This is a genomic window from Dysgonomonas reticulitermitis (genome assembly GCF_054601275.1).
In genome coordinates this window covers 1-16,766 of sequence record NZ_BAAHWU010000028.1, presented here as the reverse complement: position 1 = coordinate 16,766, position 16,766 = coordinate 1, and the positions used below count along the sequence as shown (strand labels likewise).

11 protein-coding genes and 2 pseudogenes are annotated in these 16,766 nt (G+C 38.4%); 9 read left to right on the top strand and 4 right to left on the bottom strand.

Going from position 1 to position 16,766, the window contains the following annotated elements:
• Window positions 1-286 precede the first annotated feature (286 nt).
• From ACYPZI_RS10825 to ACYPZI_RS10785, 9 genes and pseudogenes are all read left to right on the top strand, one after another.
• Window positions 287-478, top strand: a pseudogene (locus ACYPZI_RS10825) (zinc-binding dehydrogenase); the annotation flags it as partial.
• Between the two features lie 380 nt (window positions 479-858).
• Window positions 859-2,643: a tetratricopeptide repeat protein gene (locus tag ACYPZI_RS10820; protein ID WP_459601449.1), complete on the top strand. Its 1,785-nt coding sequence runs from the start codon at window positions 859-861 to the stop codon at window positions 2,641-2,643.
• 157 nt (window positions 2,644-2,800) lie between these two features.
• A complete protein-coding gene (locus ACYPZI_RS10815) occupies window positions 2,801-6,064 on the top strand; it encodes a SusC/RagA family TonB-linked outer membrane protein (protein ID WP_459601447.1) in 3,264 nt (1,087 codons plus the stop codon).
• Window positions 6,065-6,086: 22 nt separating this feature from the next.
• Complete coding sequence (locus ACYPZI_RS10810) at window positions 6,087-7,499, top strand: RagB/SusD family nutrient uptake outer membrane protein (protein WP_459601445.1); 1,413 nt, start codon at window positions 6,087-6,089, stop codon at window positions 7,497-7,499.
• A 17-nt stretch (window positions 7,500-7,516) separates the two neighbouring features.
• Entirely contained in the window at window positions 7,517-8,692 is a 1,176-nt protein-coding gene (locus ACYPZI_RS10805; protein ID WP_459601443.1) for a redoxin family protein, read from the top strand.
• 196 nt (window positions 8,693-8,888) lie between these two features.
• The gene (locus tag ACYPZI_RS10800) at window positions 8,889-10,835 is read left to right on the top strand and encodes a protein-disulfide reductase DsbD family protein (protein ID WP_459601441.1); all 1,947 of its coding nucleotides are present in this window, start codon (window positions 8,889-8,891) and stop codon (window positions 10,833-10,835) included.
• Between the two features lie 104 nt (window positions 10,836-10,939).
• Window positions 10,940-11,253: pseudogene (locus ACYPZI_RS10795) on the top strand (serine dehydratase subunit alpha family protein); the annotation flags it as partial.
• 294 nt (window positions 11,254-11,547) lie between these two features.
• Window positions 11,548-12,789, top strand: a complete 1,242-nt coding sequence (locus ACYPZI_RS10790; protein ID WP_459601439.1) for a PLP-dependent transferase — start codon at window positions 11,548-11,550, stop codon at window positions 12,787-12,789.
• A 307-nt stretch (window positions 12,790-13,096) separates the two neighbouring features.
• On the top strand, window positions 13,097-13,591 hold the full coding sequence (locus tag ACYPZI_RS10785) for a flavodoxin (RefSeq protein WP_459601437.1): 495 nt from the start codon (window positions 13,097-13,099) through the stop codon (window positions 13,589-13,591).
• Window positions 13,592-13,652: 61 nt separating this feature from the next.
• On the opposite strand, the gene ACYPZI_RS10780 is transcribed toward ACYPZI_RS10785, so the two are convergent.
• The 4 genes from ACYPZI_RS10780 to ACYPZI_RS10765 are packed head-to-tail and all read right to left on the bottom strand — an operon-like array spanning window position 13,653 to window position 16,497.
• Window positions 13,653-14,345, bottom strand: coding sequence for a YjjG family noncanonical pyrimidine nucleotidase (locus ACYPZI_RS10780; protein WP_459601435.1), 693 nt, complete (start codon window positions 14,343-14,345; stop codon window positions 13,653-13,655).
• Window positions 14,346-14,347: 2 nt separating this feature from the next.
• Window positions 14,348-15,223 (bottom strand): carbon-nitrogen hydrolase, encoded by an 876-nt coding sequence (locus ACYPZI_RS10775; RefSeq protein WP_459601433.1) that lies wholly within the window; start codon window positions 15,221-15,223, stop codon window positions 14,348-14,350.
• 1 nt (window position 15,224) lies between these two features.
• On the bottom strand, window positions 15,225-15,449 hold the full coding sequence (locus ACYPZI_RS10770) for a hypothetical protein (protein ID WP_459601431.1): 225 nt from the start codon (window positions 15,447-15,449) through the stop codon (window positions 15,225-15,227).
• 7 nt (window positions 15,450-15,456) lie between these two features.
• Window positions 15,457-16,497: an agmatine deiminase family protein gene (locus ACYPZI_RS10765; RefSeq protein ID WP_459601429.1), complete on the bottom strand. Its 1,041-nt coding sequence runs from the start codon at window positions 16,495-16,497 to the stop codon at window positions 15,457-15,459.
• Window positions 16,498-16,766 lie beyond the last annotated feature (269 nt).

The following is a 16,766-nucleotide window of genomic DNA, read 5'->3' as shown; positions in this document are numbered from 1 at the left end:
CCCCATTGCTTATGTAAACTTTTCGAATATGTAACCTTTTTTGTACAGATATCTGATAATCAGCATGTATTCATTTCAATAAGATTACATAATATTGAAGGATCAGATCGTATCTCCATCCCTTATGTAAACAAATAGAATTTGTAAAGTTTAAAAGATAAGTAATTGTAATTCAGAAGTAATATAAAATAAATCTTTACATAATAAATAAGAATATAGTATAATTTATATGCTTTATAATATACATGCCCGGTATTTCTCGCAAATTTACTTTTTAATCGTAAATTTGCAAGAAATAATAAACAAGGCCGGGCCTGATGTGGTGATCGTAGCTGTGGGTGCTCCCATTACTTATCAGGCTGCTATAAATGAAGTAGCTTTTACCGGACGGGTAGTTTATATCGGTTACGCCAATACTGGAATAGCCTTTGATACCAAAAATTTCGTACAAAAAGAACTGGACATCAGAGGATCAAGGTATACTAAAGTCACTTTCATACCGGGCAGAATACCAGTGATCTTTTATAAAATATTTTGGGGGCATTATGTTTAAACTTACAATACGCAAAAAGAAGACTATTGTAATTGTCTATCAAATTGTAGCCGATAGAGTTATGAATATTTGGCTCAAAACAGCATAAAAGCTAATAATCAAGAGTTTTATCCATAAAAAAACTCTATAAAATTCTGAAACTAAGAGCTAATATAATACTCTTTACAACATCATTTTTTTGACATTTACTGTATTTTTGAACCTGTATTCACTTGTGGATATATTTTTTTTAGCTTTATTTACACAAAATAATTATATCAGTATTCTTTCTAAGTTGCAATCTCACTAAACTCTTATCCCCTTTTATGTGTAATGTTTTTGTCCCGAAACGCGTTTCTACAACCATAATATTTTTATTATGCGGTTTCTTATATGTCTTTTCACAACAGGGAGAGGCCGTAAATAAAGTTATTGTAAAACTAAAGACAGAACTAGAGAAAGATATCACGGATAAAAAGTCATTGAAGAAAATAAGTGAGCTATTGATTAACAGCGGCGATTACAATCAAACTATACATTATGCACTGCTTTTGGATAGTGTAGCTCGACTAACCAATGATGAAACTGCTAAGATGTACTCCTATATATATCTGGGCCAGGCTATGATGATGAATGGAGAAGAACGGAAATCCAAGTATTATATTGACAAGTCTCTGGAACTGGCTACAAAATTATCCAACGATTCTGCATTAGCATCTGTATATAACGGATTAGGGCTGTATGCATCTAATGTAGAAATGGACTATTACAGGTCTGTTAATTATTTCTTTCAAGGCATCGAAGCCGCAAAACGAAGTTCTCACGAACGTTTATATTCAATATTACTATGCAACATATCCGGGATATACTATCTGAAAAGAGATACGCAAGGCCTCAAATATGCATTGGAATGTTATACTTTGGGACACGAAAAAGGTGATGCCTACCTTATTTATTGCGGCTCTACCAATTCGGCTTATATGTTCTTCTTGTTGGGAAACTATGACGAAGCACTGAAGTATATTAAAGAAGCTGAGTTTATTACTGAAAAAAATAATTTCCACGACAAAACGAATTTATATAACTTATACGGAAATATATTATTCAAGTCGGGTGATAATAAGTCTGCAATAGAAGCTTATAACAAGGCTTTGAAATTTAAAGACCAATCCCAGATTTCTTCCATAGCCAGTACATACCTTGGTATGTCCAAAGTTTTTATTCAACAAAAGCAATATAAAGAATCTGTCCGGTTACTACAACAGGGGCTGGATATTTCTTTAAAAAACAAAAATACGATTCATGTCCCCGAATTATATGAGTATATATCCATCTCTTATGAGCTGGATAACGATTACGGTAATGCATTGAAATATTATAAGATTTTCCAATCCTTTTCGGATAGCATATACAATGCAGAGAAAGAACGTTCCTTAAGCGAACTGAGAATAAAGTATGATACTGAAAAGCATGAAAATGAAATAAAACAGAGTAAGCTGAGTTTGCTACAGAAGGAAAAAAAATTCCAGCTACTCCTTTTCGCTTTTATCCTGATCTTTCTTATACTAGGAGGAACCTATATTTCTTATTATAAAAAAAACAAATTATACCTTCAAATAGTAAAAAGAAATAAGGAAGCCATAAAAAGAGAAGCAGACCTGAGGGAACAAATTGATGAATTCAAAAATAAAATGGGAAAAGAGCCTGTTCCGGAAAAGTATTCCGTATCGTCGATGACAGAAGAAAAAGAAATAAAGCTATACGAGGAACTCTCTACCCTTATGCGCAATGAGCAATATAAACAAAAAGACCTGACAATAGAAAAGTTGGCTGCGCTCCTTAATACAAACAGGACTTATCTGTCGCAGGTCATAAATAAATATTCCGGTTTGTCATTTACTCATTTCATCAACACCTTTCGCATAGAAGATGCCCTTCGGGTTCTGTCCGATCCCGGTAACAACATTCCGCTCAAGGCTCTTTCCGCCGATCTTGGATTTAATTCGGCGACAACTTTCTATACCGCATTCCAATCTTCGGTTGGTATGGCACCGTCTCTTTACAGAGATAAAGTACATCAATTGGAAAAGCAGGAGCGAAAGAAATTGTGACCGAATGCTTGCTTGTCGTTGATAGTTTTGCCATTTTATCACTAAAAGTTTTACAAAAACAACAATTGTTAATATTGATATACTGTTTTCGGTTGTTTTAACAATTGTATTCTTTTATTTTGCCCTCTCGAATGTATTATTTGAAATAAGGTCTAATATGAAGAAAACCATAGCTTTTAGTATTCTTATGCTCTTTATCTTGTCAGGTATAGATAAAGCAGATGCACAAAACAACACGAAATCTGAATTTACAGTTTCCGGAATTGTTACTGATGAAGACCAACTCCCGATAATAGGAGCGGTCATTTCAGTAAAAAGAGATGGAAAAATTACAGGTGGTACAACAACGGAAACTGATGGGCATTATACTATAAATGTCAGGTCGGAATCGGATTCTCTTATATTCTCATATTTAGGATATATTCCCCGGAATTATATTATAGGAGGAAGGAGGGTTCTGAATGTCGAGATGCGATCATCGATAACGGGTCTGGATGAAGTAGTTGTTACCGGTTATCAGACTATCTCGAAAGAACGGGCTACCGGATCTTTCTCTAAGGTAACATCAGGAACACTTGACAAACAACGGCTGAGCGACCTCAATACACTCCTTGAAGGGCAGGTTGCCGGTTTTACCGGAGGATTATTGAGAGGTACAACCTCAATGTATGGAACAACACAACCATTATATGTGGTAGACGGTTTCCCTATAGAAAATGTCAGGTATGATGCATATACCGGCAAAGCGACAGAAGGCCTCCCCGAACTTAATATGGAAGATATAGAAAGTATTACAGTATTGAAAGATGCCGCTGCAACATCTATTTATGGTGCCAGAGCTGCAAATGGAGTCGTTGTTATTATCACAAAAAAAGCATCGAAAGGAAAAGTGCAGGTATCTTTCTCCAGTACGTTCACGTTTTCTCCATATTCTTATTATAAAGACGGATTAACCAATTCAGGTGACATTATCGATATAGAAAGGGAATGGGCTTCAAACAATAAATCATTACAAGGTACCGATGCCCCGGCTTATGCTCAGCGTATGCTTGATTCCAATATATATCCGACCCAGGGAATAACATCTATTCTTAATTATTATGCCGGAAAGATATCCGAAACTGAACTTGAGCAGAAATTAAATACACTCTCTGCGCAAGGTTACAGCTATTATAATGATGTAGAGAAATATGCTAAACGAAACCCATTTTATCAGCAATATAATCTGTCGGTAGGAAAAACAACAGATAATAATATGTTCAAGACCTCCATTACATATCGCGATAACAAGCAGGCAGACCGTTACACCGACGATCAGTCAATAGGTGTTAACATTACAAATAACCTTGAGGTAACCAAATGGCTGAAACTTGACATAGGAACTTATAATTACTACCAGAAGCAAAATAAACAATCTTATGATGCCTTATCTCCGGGATACAAGTATATGCCTTATGATGTACTGAAAAACACAGATGGCAGTAATTATACGTCATTAGCTTCGTCACGGTTGACTAACGATAATTATGCGCTGATAAACGATTATGGTTTGTATAATATGGATATAACTCCGCTTAACGAACTGGGTCTGAATAGAGCGAAAACCAACAGTTTTCAAAACAGGACTTATGGCAGATTAAACATAGCATTTGCAGAATGGCTCAATTTCAGTAGCATGTTCCAATATGAATATGGTTCTGACCAGTATTCTAAACTATCAACCAAAGATTCTTACGCTGTACGGTCAAGGGTGAATAATCTGGCTTCGCGGACAAACAATACAACAGTATTTAATATTCCATATGGTAATATTTATAATACGGTTGATTTTTATTCTAAAGCATACACATTGCGCCAGCAACTCAATTTTGATAAAACTTTCGGCCAGAAACATCAGGTAACCGCTTTGATCGGAAATGAGGTCCGCGAAAATAAATATGAAATATCCAACAATACATTATTTAACTATGATCCTGATATTCTATCATATACTCTTATCGATGCAGCAACATTAGCTAAAGGAGTAAGTCCTTTCTGGGGAGGAACATTCTATTCTTCAGACATTGCTTCCAGGAGTGAAGTGACAAACAGATTTGTTTCTTATTATGGAAATGCTGCTTATTCCTACGATGATAAATATTTGTTTACAGGGAGTTTGCGTTGGGACAGGTCCAATCTTTGGGGAACAGCCTCCAAATATCAAAACAAGCCTATCTGGTCTACCGGCTTGGGCTGGAATATAGATAAAGAACCATTTATGACCATTGGATGGATAGATCGCCTTAAACTGAGAACTTCTTATGGGATTGGTGGCAATATAGCTAAAGACAAAGCCCCGTATATGGTTGCTTATTACTCAACAAATGCAAATGTGGGAGGAACTCAGGGATCTATATCTTCTCGTCCCAATCCTTCATTATCATGGGAAAAAACAACCACAACTAATATCGGTATAGATTTCGCCTTGTTTAAAAACAGATTAAGCGGGACTATAGAATATTATAATAAATACGGTAAAGACCTGCTTTCGAGCACAATGGGGGTACCAACCGAAGGATTCGGCTATTCCACGTATCAGATCAATAATGGTGAAATGAGAAACAGAGGTGTGGAAATAACCTTATCCGGAGATATTATCCGCACTAAAGATTTTACTTTAAACTCTACTTTAATTTACGGATACAATAAGAATAAAGTAACATATGTGAATGTTGAAGCACCCGTTTACTATCTTCAGATAGACTATCCGACAGCTTATCCCCGCATAGGAAATCCATATCAGGCTATATATGCCTATAAATGGGCCGGACTCAGCGCCGACGGGCTACCTCAGGTATATAATGAAAAGGGAGATGTTGTATCCTCTGTGCCTACCAGTCTTGATGCGATTGTATATGCAGGTACTACAGTACCGGTTCATAGTGGTTCGTTTAGCAGTAATATACGTTATAAGGATTTTGATTTATCGTTTATGTTGATATATGAAACAGGACACAAAATGCGTAATACTTTCTTGCCTACATTAGGTACTTCATATTCCAGCGCAGCTTATTCTTATATAACCAATATTACCGCAACCAACAAAGATATTGTAAACCGTTGGCGTACCTCCGGAGATGAAGCTCATACAAATATACCTCGCATTATTTTTGCAGAAAGCCCTTTCTATAGTAGTGATCTGTATAGTATATATGCCAATGCGGATATAAATGTAATTGATGCAGCCAATCTCAGATTGAGTAATATTTCCCTGTCATATAGCGTTCCTGCACATATTTGCAAGAAGGCATTCCTGCGAAACGCACGTTTACAGTTCAATATAGAGAACCTGTTCACTCTCACTAAAAGCCATGAGGCCAAATACCTGCTAGGCGGATACAATAGCCCTAACTATGTATGGGGATTATACTTAAACTTTTAAATAATTAAATACAATTTGATATATGAAAACCAATATATTTTCCATAAAATCATTATCTGTATTTCTCCTTATCTTGTCGTTTACAGCATGTAACGATTATCTCGATATTCTGCCGAAGGGTCAAAGAATTCCTACCACCCTTGCCGATTTTGAGGCTTTACTGAGAGATGAATACGGAGTTCACAGGCTGGATGCATCCAATGCTATCAACCTGCTGAATGACAGGTATCAGACAATTTCCAATTTGAATTATTATCCTTTAACCAAGGCAAACTATATGTGGGATGAAAATGCAAACCGCATAGAGCTGAATAATTCGGATGAAACAATGTATTACGCCACTTATGCCTCTATCTCTACATGTAACCTGATTATAGGACATGCACCAACTGCGACAGAAAGCACAGATGCTGAACGTAATGAAGTTATTGCCTATGCAAAAGTACTACGTGCTATAAATTATTTTTATCTGGCAAATTTCTATGCTGATACTTATCAGGAGAGCAATGCCTCTGCCAAAGGAGGAGTTCCTCTAATAACAAGTGCAGACATAAATGCCCCTTATCAACAATTGACTTTAAAAGGAATATACGATTTTATCCTGAATGACATGCAGGAAGCCTTGCCATTCCTGAAATCTGAATCACCAACTCCTTTACATCCGAACTTAGGAGCAGCTTGTGCATTCTATGCACGTGTGTATCTACAGATGAACAATTATACGAAAGCCCTGGAATATGCAAACCTGGCTTTGGCCGAGAATAGCCAATTGTATGATTGGACAACGTATTATTCAGAAAATAAAACACAGATAGAAACTCCTGATTCATACACCACGACAGCTTCGCCAACAGGACATTACTATATTGAAAATTATTATTTCAGGCATGGAGCTTCATCCTATTCTTCAACAGAAAATCCTATTTCTGTCGAACGCAAAGCTAAATTTGAAGATGGGGATGCCAGAGCTGCAGCTCGCTGGAAAGTCAGAATTGTAGGGTCGGAAACATATTGCGTAAGCACTACCCGCGGATTCTTCAACGCAGGAGGTATCACGACTACAGAAGTTTATCTTATTAAGGCGGAATGCCTTGCCCGTAGCGGAAAGTACAGTGAAGCAATGAATGAGCTCAACAGGGTCCGGGAAAAACGTATTTTATCCGAAAAATATATGCCACTTACAGCTTCTACAGAGGAGGAAGCGATAGAATATATCCGCCGTACGAAAGACAATGAGTTGATATTGACTATTATTCCTTTTGCCGATGCACGCCGATATAATACTGAGAGTAAATATGCCCGTACACTGAGCAAAATGGCAGACGGACAAACAATTTCACTGTCACCGGCATCTCACATGTGGACAATGTCTTTCCCTATGGGAGCAATTAAGAATCCGGGGAATGGTACAATTATACAAAACGTAAGTAAATAATAAAAAACATAATCGTCATGAAAATTTTAAAGAATCTATCGGCTTTTTTAATAGCAAGTACAATAATGATTTCTTGTACTGAAAAACCAGCTACATCATACACCATTGAGGGAAACCTTCAAGGCATACCGGATGGGGCTAAAGTTGAATTAATTACGGGAGCTACCCATAAGGATGAAAAACCTGTTGCAGAGTCTGTTGTTACAGATGGAAAATTTACATTTACAGGAGCGACCGATGAACCCCGGATATTTTATATACATATAGCTGAAAGCCGGGGCTTGGCAAAACTTATGGTTGAAAACGGGAGAATCGAAGTAACCGGAGATGTAAAAAAGAATGAACAAGCTGATAATATTAATTATAATTTCGACGGTATACTGGTAAAAGGGAGTAAATCACATGACCTTTATCTGCAAAAAATATCTCCGAGAAAAATGTTGGACTCTTTATACACTGCTTACCATGACAATAATAAGGAAATATCAGAAGCTATAGGTCAGGCGCATGCAGTCAAAAATAAGGTTCTGTTGGACTCATTAAACCAGACTGATGCTGCAAAGAAACTGGCTGCAGATGAAAAAAACTTCTTTGAAACTGTAGAAAAAACAATGAAGGGTATTATCATGGATAATAAGGACTCATGGTGGGGTCCGATGCTGATGCTGGATGTTATGGGTTATTTTACTGAAAAAGAAAAGCCTTGGTATGAAGAGTTCTCTCCGGAAGCAAAAAACAGCTATTATGGAAAAATCCTTAAAGCTGAATTATTCCCTGAAGGATTTGTAGGAAAGGCCCTGCCTGCATTTAACCTCGTAGGCAAAGACAATAAAGACACAACTGTGGGAGAAATAAGTAAAGCTAAGAAATATACTCTTATCGATTTCTGGGCTTCATGGTGTGGTCCTTGCCGTAAGGAAATTCCTAATCTGAAAAAATTATATGGAAAATACTCATCCAAGGGCTTTGAAATTATCAGTATTTCGATAGATAAAAAAGAAGCTGACTGGGAAAAGGCCTTAAAAGAAGAAAATTTGACGTGGCCTAATTTCCTGGATACAAAAGGAGCCAGTGATTCTCTTAATGTGAAAGCTATCCCGGCAATGTTTTTAATCGATGAGAAAGGTGTTATTATCGCAGAAAAAATAAGAGGTGAAGAGTTAGAAAATAAACTTGCAGAGTTGTTTAAATAAGTTATCACTAATAATTATCACAACATTTCACCTTTCAACCCCTCGCCCTTAGGACACTCCCTTTCTACGAGGGGAGAGACGCAAAGCGGGATGTCGTCCGTCAGGCATTCTTCCCTTTTGATAAAGGGAAGTCCCCAAAGGGGCAGGGTTAGAATGTTGTAATAAATCATTTTTATTACTTAAAACAAGGCAGCCTATGAAAAAAATATTTTTTGCATTATTACTCTCCGTTTCTGCAATCGGTTCCATTGCTCAGATTCAGGAACCTGTAAAATTTTCGGCCGAACTGAAAATTACTTCAGATTCAGAAGCGGAAATAATTTTCACAGGAACGATTGATGATGGCTGGCATGTTTATTCTACTGAGCTACCATCCGGAGGCCCAATTTCCTCATCCCTTACGATAGAAGAAATCAAAGGAGCTGAAACAGATGGAAAACTTACATTCAGAGGCTCGGAAATTAAAGCATTCGATAAAGTATTTGAAATTAATCTTCGTTATTTTGAGAAAAACGTAGTATTTGTTCAAAAAATAAAGATTACAGCTCCCGAATATCAAATAAAAGGGTATCTCGAATATGCAGCATGCAATGAGGAAAGCTGTTTGCCTCCGGCAGATGTTTCTTTCAATTATACAAACGGGAATGTTGAGGTTACAACCGGGAACAGCCAGACTGGCGTTTCCGGTGTATCCGGCCTATCGGAGGTAAGTTCAGACTATTGGACGCCTGTCATCAAAGAGTTGGATAGCTTTGGTGAAACATTTGGAAAGAGTGACATATCCTGGATATATATTTTTATTACCGGTTTTTTAGGCGGACTGCTTGCATTATTCACTCCTTGTGTATGGCCGATAATACCTATGACCGTGAGCTTCTTCCTGAAAAAGAATAAGGACAGGAAGAAAGGTATCAGGGATGCTATAACTTATGGTATATCTATAATTGTGATATATGTTCTTCTGGGATTGGCCGTAACTCTGATATTTGGGGCCAGTGCGCTTAATGCGCTATCGACAAATGCAATATTCAATATATTGTTTTTCCTTATGCTGGTTATATTTGCTGCGTCATTCTTCGGAGCTTTCGAAATCACACTGCCTTCCTCGTGGAGTACCGCAGTAGACAGCAAAGCTGAGAAAACCGGAGGGCTTATAGGTATTTTCCTTATGGCATTTACTCTGGCTTTGGTTTCATTTTCCTGTACCGGGCCTATTATAGGGTTTCTGTTAGTAGAAGTATCTACGACCGGGAGTATTGTGGCTCCGGCCATCGGGATGCTAGGATTTGCAGTAGCTTTGGCTTTGCCCTTTACATTCTTTGCTTTGTTTCCGTCTTTTCTTAAATCAGCGCCGAAGTCCGGTGGATGGATGAATGTGGTAAAAGTCTTTTTAGGATTTATAGAACTTGCATTCGCCCTTAAATTCCTATCCGTTGCAGATCTTGCGTATGGTTGGGGAATCCTTGACAGGGAAACATTCCTCTCGCTATGGATCGTTATATTCGGCCTGTTAGGGATATATATGCTCGGCAAGCTCAAATTTTCCCACGATGATGACGGTACTAAAGTCAGTATCCCGCGTTTCTTGACCGGCTTGTTTTCTATTGCTTTTGCAATATATATGATACCCGGATTATGGGGAGCCCCGTTAAAAGCGATCAGCGCTTTCTCTCCGCCGATGAATACTCAGGATTTCAATCTGTATACAAAAGAAGTACATGCGAAATTCGATGACTTCGATATAGGTATGGAGTATGCAAAAAAGAGCGGGAAGCCTGTCATGATTGATTTTACCGGATATGGGTGTGTAAACTGCAGGAAAATGGAATTAGCGGTTTGGACCGACAGTAGAGTAAGCAAGATCATCGATAATGACTATATACTTATTACATTGTTTGTTGATGATAAACGACCACTACCACAACCGATAACAGTTAATGAAAACGGAAAAGAAATTTCGCTTAAATCGATTGGAGACAAATGGAGTTATCTACAACGGATAAAATTTGGCGCAAATGCTCAACCATTTTATATACTGCTCGATAATGACGGAAAGCCTCTTAACAAATCATATGCTTATGATGAAAGTATATACAAATATGTCGAATTTCTGCAAACAGGCCTGAATAATTATAAAAAGTAAATAATACTCTTTTCTTACAGATGATCATAGAGGGAATTTTATAGTATTAATAATACTGAAGTTCCCTCTGGTTATATTTTATAAAAGATACAGAAAGAATAGATATGAAAGATTACGAAAAAATAATATCTCTGATAAAAAAGGAGGTTATTCCTGCTATTGGCTGTACCGAGCCTATTGCTGTAGCTTTATGCGCGGCTAAATCAAGAGAAATATTAGGAGGCCTGAGCATATTCAAGTACGTTTAAGTGAAAATGTTCTTAAAAACGCAATGGGTGTAGGTATTCCCGGTACCGGAGGAATGATTGGTTTACCTATTGCTATTGCATTGGGGATATTGGTAGGTAATTCCGATTATCAGCTCGAAGTCCTCAAAGATGTTACACCTGATGTGGTTGAAAAGGGAAGGATGATACTTCATTTTAAGCTGTTTTATATGAGAAATATTGTATATATTTGTCAAGCGTAAAAATTATAGTATTAACCGAGTCTACGTTGCGTTTTTTTGTCGGATATTGGCATTTTGGACTTATAAGGTTTTAATGATACTGAATTATAGCAAGTTACAACCCACGATTGGACTTCGGGATGACAACCTTTTCTTTTTTATATAGGTTTGCAAAATTTCAGAGAAAAACACCTCCCTTTTTGGTATGATATTCCAATAGTCTTTTTTACCTTTGGTCTCAAATTCGATAATAAAAATATCCCGATGTCTCAAAAAAAGTTCTCTACACGAATAATTAGTGAAAAATTTAACAAAAAAGACGTACACGGTGCTATTACCATGCCGGTTTATCGCAATGCCGCGTTCGAATTTCCCGATTCAGAAAGTATCGCTGCTGCTTTCCAGTACAAAGAAGAAATAGCCTCGCATACATACACGCGTATAACGAACCCTTCGGTGGAGAATCTGGAGCATAAAATTAAAGTTGCGTCGGGTGCGGAAAATGTAATGACCGTAGCGTCGGGGATGGCAGCTATATCCAATACATTTCTTTCCATAGCATATGCGGGAAGCAATATTGTTACCTCGCCCCATCTGTTTGGAAATACTTTTTCGCTGTTCAAATTTACACTGGCGGCATTCGATGTAGAAGTCCGATTTGTAAACACCGACAATCCGGAAGAGATAGCTTCGGCGATAGATGAAAACACATGCGCTTTCTTTTGCGAGCTTATCACAAACCCGCATATGGAGATAGCCGATCTTCCGGAAATATCTAAAATATTAAAGGCCAGAAACGTTCCAATGATAGTGGATACAACCATTGTACCCTGGTGCGGCTTCGATGCAAAAAAAGCAGGAACCGATATCGAAATCGTTTCTACGACAAAATATATATCGGGAGGTGCAACCAGCATAGGTGGAGCGATTCTTGATTACGGAACTTTCGACTGGTCGCACAATAAACGTTTACAATCTGTAAATAAAACCGAAAACATGTCCCAATTCTCATTCAAATTGAAAAGAGAAATAGCCCGCAATATAGGAGCCGCGATGGATCCTGATTCTGCCTACATGCAAGCATTGGGCATGGAAACCCTGCAATTACGATTCGAACGGGTATCTTCTTCGGCCTTTGAATTAGCTCAATTCTTAGAAGGTTTGGAAAAGGTAAAGAAGGTAGGTTATACCAAATTAACCAGCTCGCCTTATAAAAATATATCGGATAAGCTATTTACAGGTAATCCGGGAGCTATGCTGACTTTCAACCTGAACAGCAAAGAGGATTGTTACCGCTTTATGGATAAATTGAACGTTATCCGCAGGGCAACCAACTTATTCGACAATAAAACGCTGATCATCCATCCCGAATCTACCATTTACGGAACATTTACGCCCGAAATGAAAAAGGTGATGGGGATAGAAGATAACCTGTTGAGACTGTCCGTTGGCCTGGAGGATGTGGAAGACCTGGAACAAGATATCTTACAAGCTTTAGAAAAATAGAACAAATACAATCACTAAATGGATTGCTTCGGGGCAAACCCTACCAATGACGAAAACACTTAAAAACGTCATTGGTAACGTAGTGAAGCAATCCGGAAAAGACATAGATACTCATAAGGTGTATTCTATGCTGATAGCTGTAGGTAGTTTTCTCTTTCTATTTTGGGTTTTTTACAATATCTTTTTGAACAATATTCTATGGATTGCGTTTATAGTGTATCTGGCTCTAAGAGGGATAATTCAGAGCTTTATGGCACCCTCTATTTTGAATGATTCCAGATAATTGATAATCAATTACCTAAAAGTTATGAGTAAAATTGCAATAGTTTACGGCTCGTCTACCGGAGCAACAGAAGCGGTAGCAGAAAAAATTAAAGCATCTTTCGACGATGCTACCCTTTTCAATGCTGATGGTGTTAGTGTTGATGATTTGAAACCGTTCGATTTTTTAATTTTTGGCGCATCTACAACAGGTATTGGCGACTTACAGGATGACTGGGAGATGCTTCTTCCTAAAGTAGAAAAGATGGATTTTTCCGGCAAAAAAGTAGCTCTTTTCAGCTTAGGCGACAGTGCTTCTTTTTCTGCAAGCTTTGCCGGAGCAATGTACCATATATACAAAACGCTAAAGGGAAAAGTGGAATTTGTGGGTTCTGTTTCTACAGACGGATACAGCTTTGATGATTCTGATGCCGTAATAGACGGAAAATTTATAGGTCTTGCATTGGATGAAGATAACGAATACAACGAAACCGATGCTCGTATTGCAGCATGGGTAGAGGATTTGAAAAAGTACGTGTAAATGAGATAAGTATATTGTTTAGTGTGTAGAGAGAAGCTGAATCTTAAAGATTCGGCTTCTTTTATAATATACTCTTTATTTCATCCAGTTTCTTTACGGTATAAGTTGGCTTTATATCGCCGGGAGAAAGATCTTCCGGGTTGAACCATATTTGATCTATTTCGCAATTATATGCACCTTGAATATCATTTACCACATTATCGCCAATCATTATTACCTCTTTTTTATCCTTTTGCACTTCATTCAGGGCATACGTAAAAATATCGGGATGCGGTTTATTGACGCCTACTTTATCGGAAAGAATAACCTTATCGAAATAAGAGGATAATCCGGCGCTATCCATCTTCTTATATTGCATTTCGGTAAAGCCATTTGATAGGATATGTATTTTATATTTAGGGTATAGATAGTCGAGTAGCTCTTTTGCTCCTTCTATAAGGATTCCTTTCTCCATTACGCGGACGATGAAATCGTCATTTATAGCCAAAGCCTGTTCGTCGCTTATTTCTTCAACCATGCTTAAAGCTCCGACAAAACGTTCTCGCTGCAATGTTTTTTTAGGTATTTTGCCTTGACTATAAAGCGTCCACAAACGGCTGACATTAGCATAATATATTGCGTAGAAATCGTCAAAAGACGGAAAATAATTACCAAAATTATAATCTTCATATATTTCGCTGACAGTCACGCGCGTATTCTCGGCTGTATCGATCAGTGTATCATCCAAATCGAGGAATATATCAGTATATCTCATTCTCAATCTATAAACCGTTTCGTTATATCCCCGAACGCATCGATACGCCTGTCGCGGAAGAAAGGCCACCAACGGCGTACCTGTTCCGAACGTTCCATATCTATTTCTACGATTTTTACTTCTTCCTTACCGTTCGATGCCTGCCAGAGCAATTCACCTTGTGGCCCTGCGACAAAGCTGTTTCCCCAGAATGTAATTCCGTTTGTTTGTCCTGATGGGTCGGGTTCATAACCCGTACGATTTACCGAAACTACATGCAGGCCATTGGCAACGGCATGCCCACGCTGAGAGATTATCCATGCACCAAGCTGGCGATCCTTCTCGTCCTGTATATCGGTCGATTCCCAACCGATAGCAGTAGGATATATCAGCAAATCGGCCCCTTTCATCGCCATTAGCCTTGCAGCTTCGGGATACCATTGATCCCAGCAGACAAGCACTCCCAGCTTACCAACCGAAGTATTGACAGGCTCGAAGCCTAGATCGCCGGGTGTGAAATAGAATTTCTCGTAATAAGCCGGATCATCCGGTATATGCATTTTACGGTATTTTCCCGCGATAGTTCCGTCTTTCTCCATTACCACGGCCGTATTGTGATACAATCCGGGAGCTCGATGCTCGAACAGGGAAAGGACAATAACCACACCCAGTTCTCTTGCCAATGCGCCAAACTCATCGGTAGACGGGCCCGGTATCGTCTCCGCCAGATCGAAAATATTAGTATCCTCCACTTGACAGAAGTACAAAGAGTTGTGAAGCTCCTGCAAAACAATCAGTTCCGCTCCTTGTTCAGCGGCGTCTCTTATATTGTTTTTCAGCTTTTGTATATTGCTTTTTATATCGGGCGTATTGGCCTGTTGTATTAATCCTATTTTCATATCAATCGGGTAGTTTAATTGTGTCGGGAGACATTGCTATATGTTTCTCAAACTCTTGTATCCGTAATAGTATATCGTCCAAAAATTCCTGTGTGCAACCTGCCGTTTTCGCATCCTCATAATATCTTTTCAATAAGGGTAAAAACAGAATATCATTTCCTGAAAATACCATCGCGGGGACATCGTTTTTCAGGCATCTGAACAATAATGCTTTTTGATCTTTCATGAGTCGTTTAATCAATAAAATTTTCAGGATACTGCATCGTTATGCAATGTAATGATCCATGCTGGCGAATCAACGGGGAACAATCTACGCCCAGAATGTCTTTTTCGGGGAAAGCCCTTTGCAATTGAGCTTTTGCTTCCCCGTCAGTCTCCATATCATTATAGAACGGCATCAGCACAATATCGTTCATTATCAAAAAATTGGCATAAGTAGCCGGTAATCGCTCGTTGTCTTCATCATAAACGGCTTTTGCCATCGGTAAAGCGATCAGATTGTATGGCTTACCTTTATAGTCGGTAAACGTTTTCAATTGCTCCTCCATTTTAAGTAAAGTATCGTAATGCTCATCGTTCTTGTCGTCGCACTTAACGTAAACAATCGTATGTTCATCACAATAGCGGGCCAATGTATCTATATGACTATCAGTATCGTCTCCTGCCAGATAACCATGATCGAGCCACAATACACGGTCGAGCCCGAATGTTTCTTTCAGGTAATCTTCAATGCCTTCTTTCGACAAATAAGAGTTTCTATTCGGAGATAACAAACATTCCGATGTAGTCAACAATGTGCCTTTACCATCGGATTCCAAAGCACCACCTTCGAGAACAAAATCTTTCTTGTTGCCAAGCTCTACATCGCCATTAAATATCTGTTTAGAGAAAAGCCCACGGGTTATTTGATTGTCGAAGTTTGAAGCGAACTTTAATCCCCAGCCATTAAACGTAAAATCGCAAATACATTTTTTACCGTTACGAAAAACCGAAATGCCGCCATGATCGCGAGCCCATGTATCATTTGTAGGGAGTTCAACAAGCGTCAGGTTGTTAAAAAGGTTTTCATATTCCTTTAGCACATATTTTACGACTGCCGCATTGTGGCAAACGATGATTAGTTTTTGCCTTTTCAGTATTTCCACAGCGATATTCACATAGCAGGCAGTCACCTCCTCGAGCATATAGTACCAGTCCGATTCGGGATGCGGCCATGTAAGTTGTATCGCGCTTTGGGGATACCATTCGGGAGGTAAAAGTATAGAATGAGCCATTTTAATTGTTTTTAAGTCACAAAAATACAAATAAGTAGTCAATTATCATTGTTAGTTAATAGGGCAACCGCGTCAAAATTTTGACCCCTACCTTTTTAACTAAAAAGTAACAAACTCCCATAGTACATGACAAAAAATATTGCAAAATCTTATATTGCCCTTACAGGGCGCGGTTTCAGGGGATTTCGTTTTCCCACCCAAGGCGTTGCCATTGGGCTATATTATGTAGCCCCTTCAGGGCATCAAGGAAAGAAACAGGCTGAAAGCCT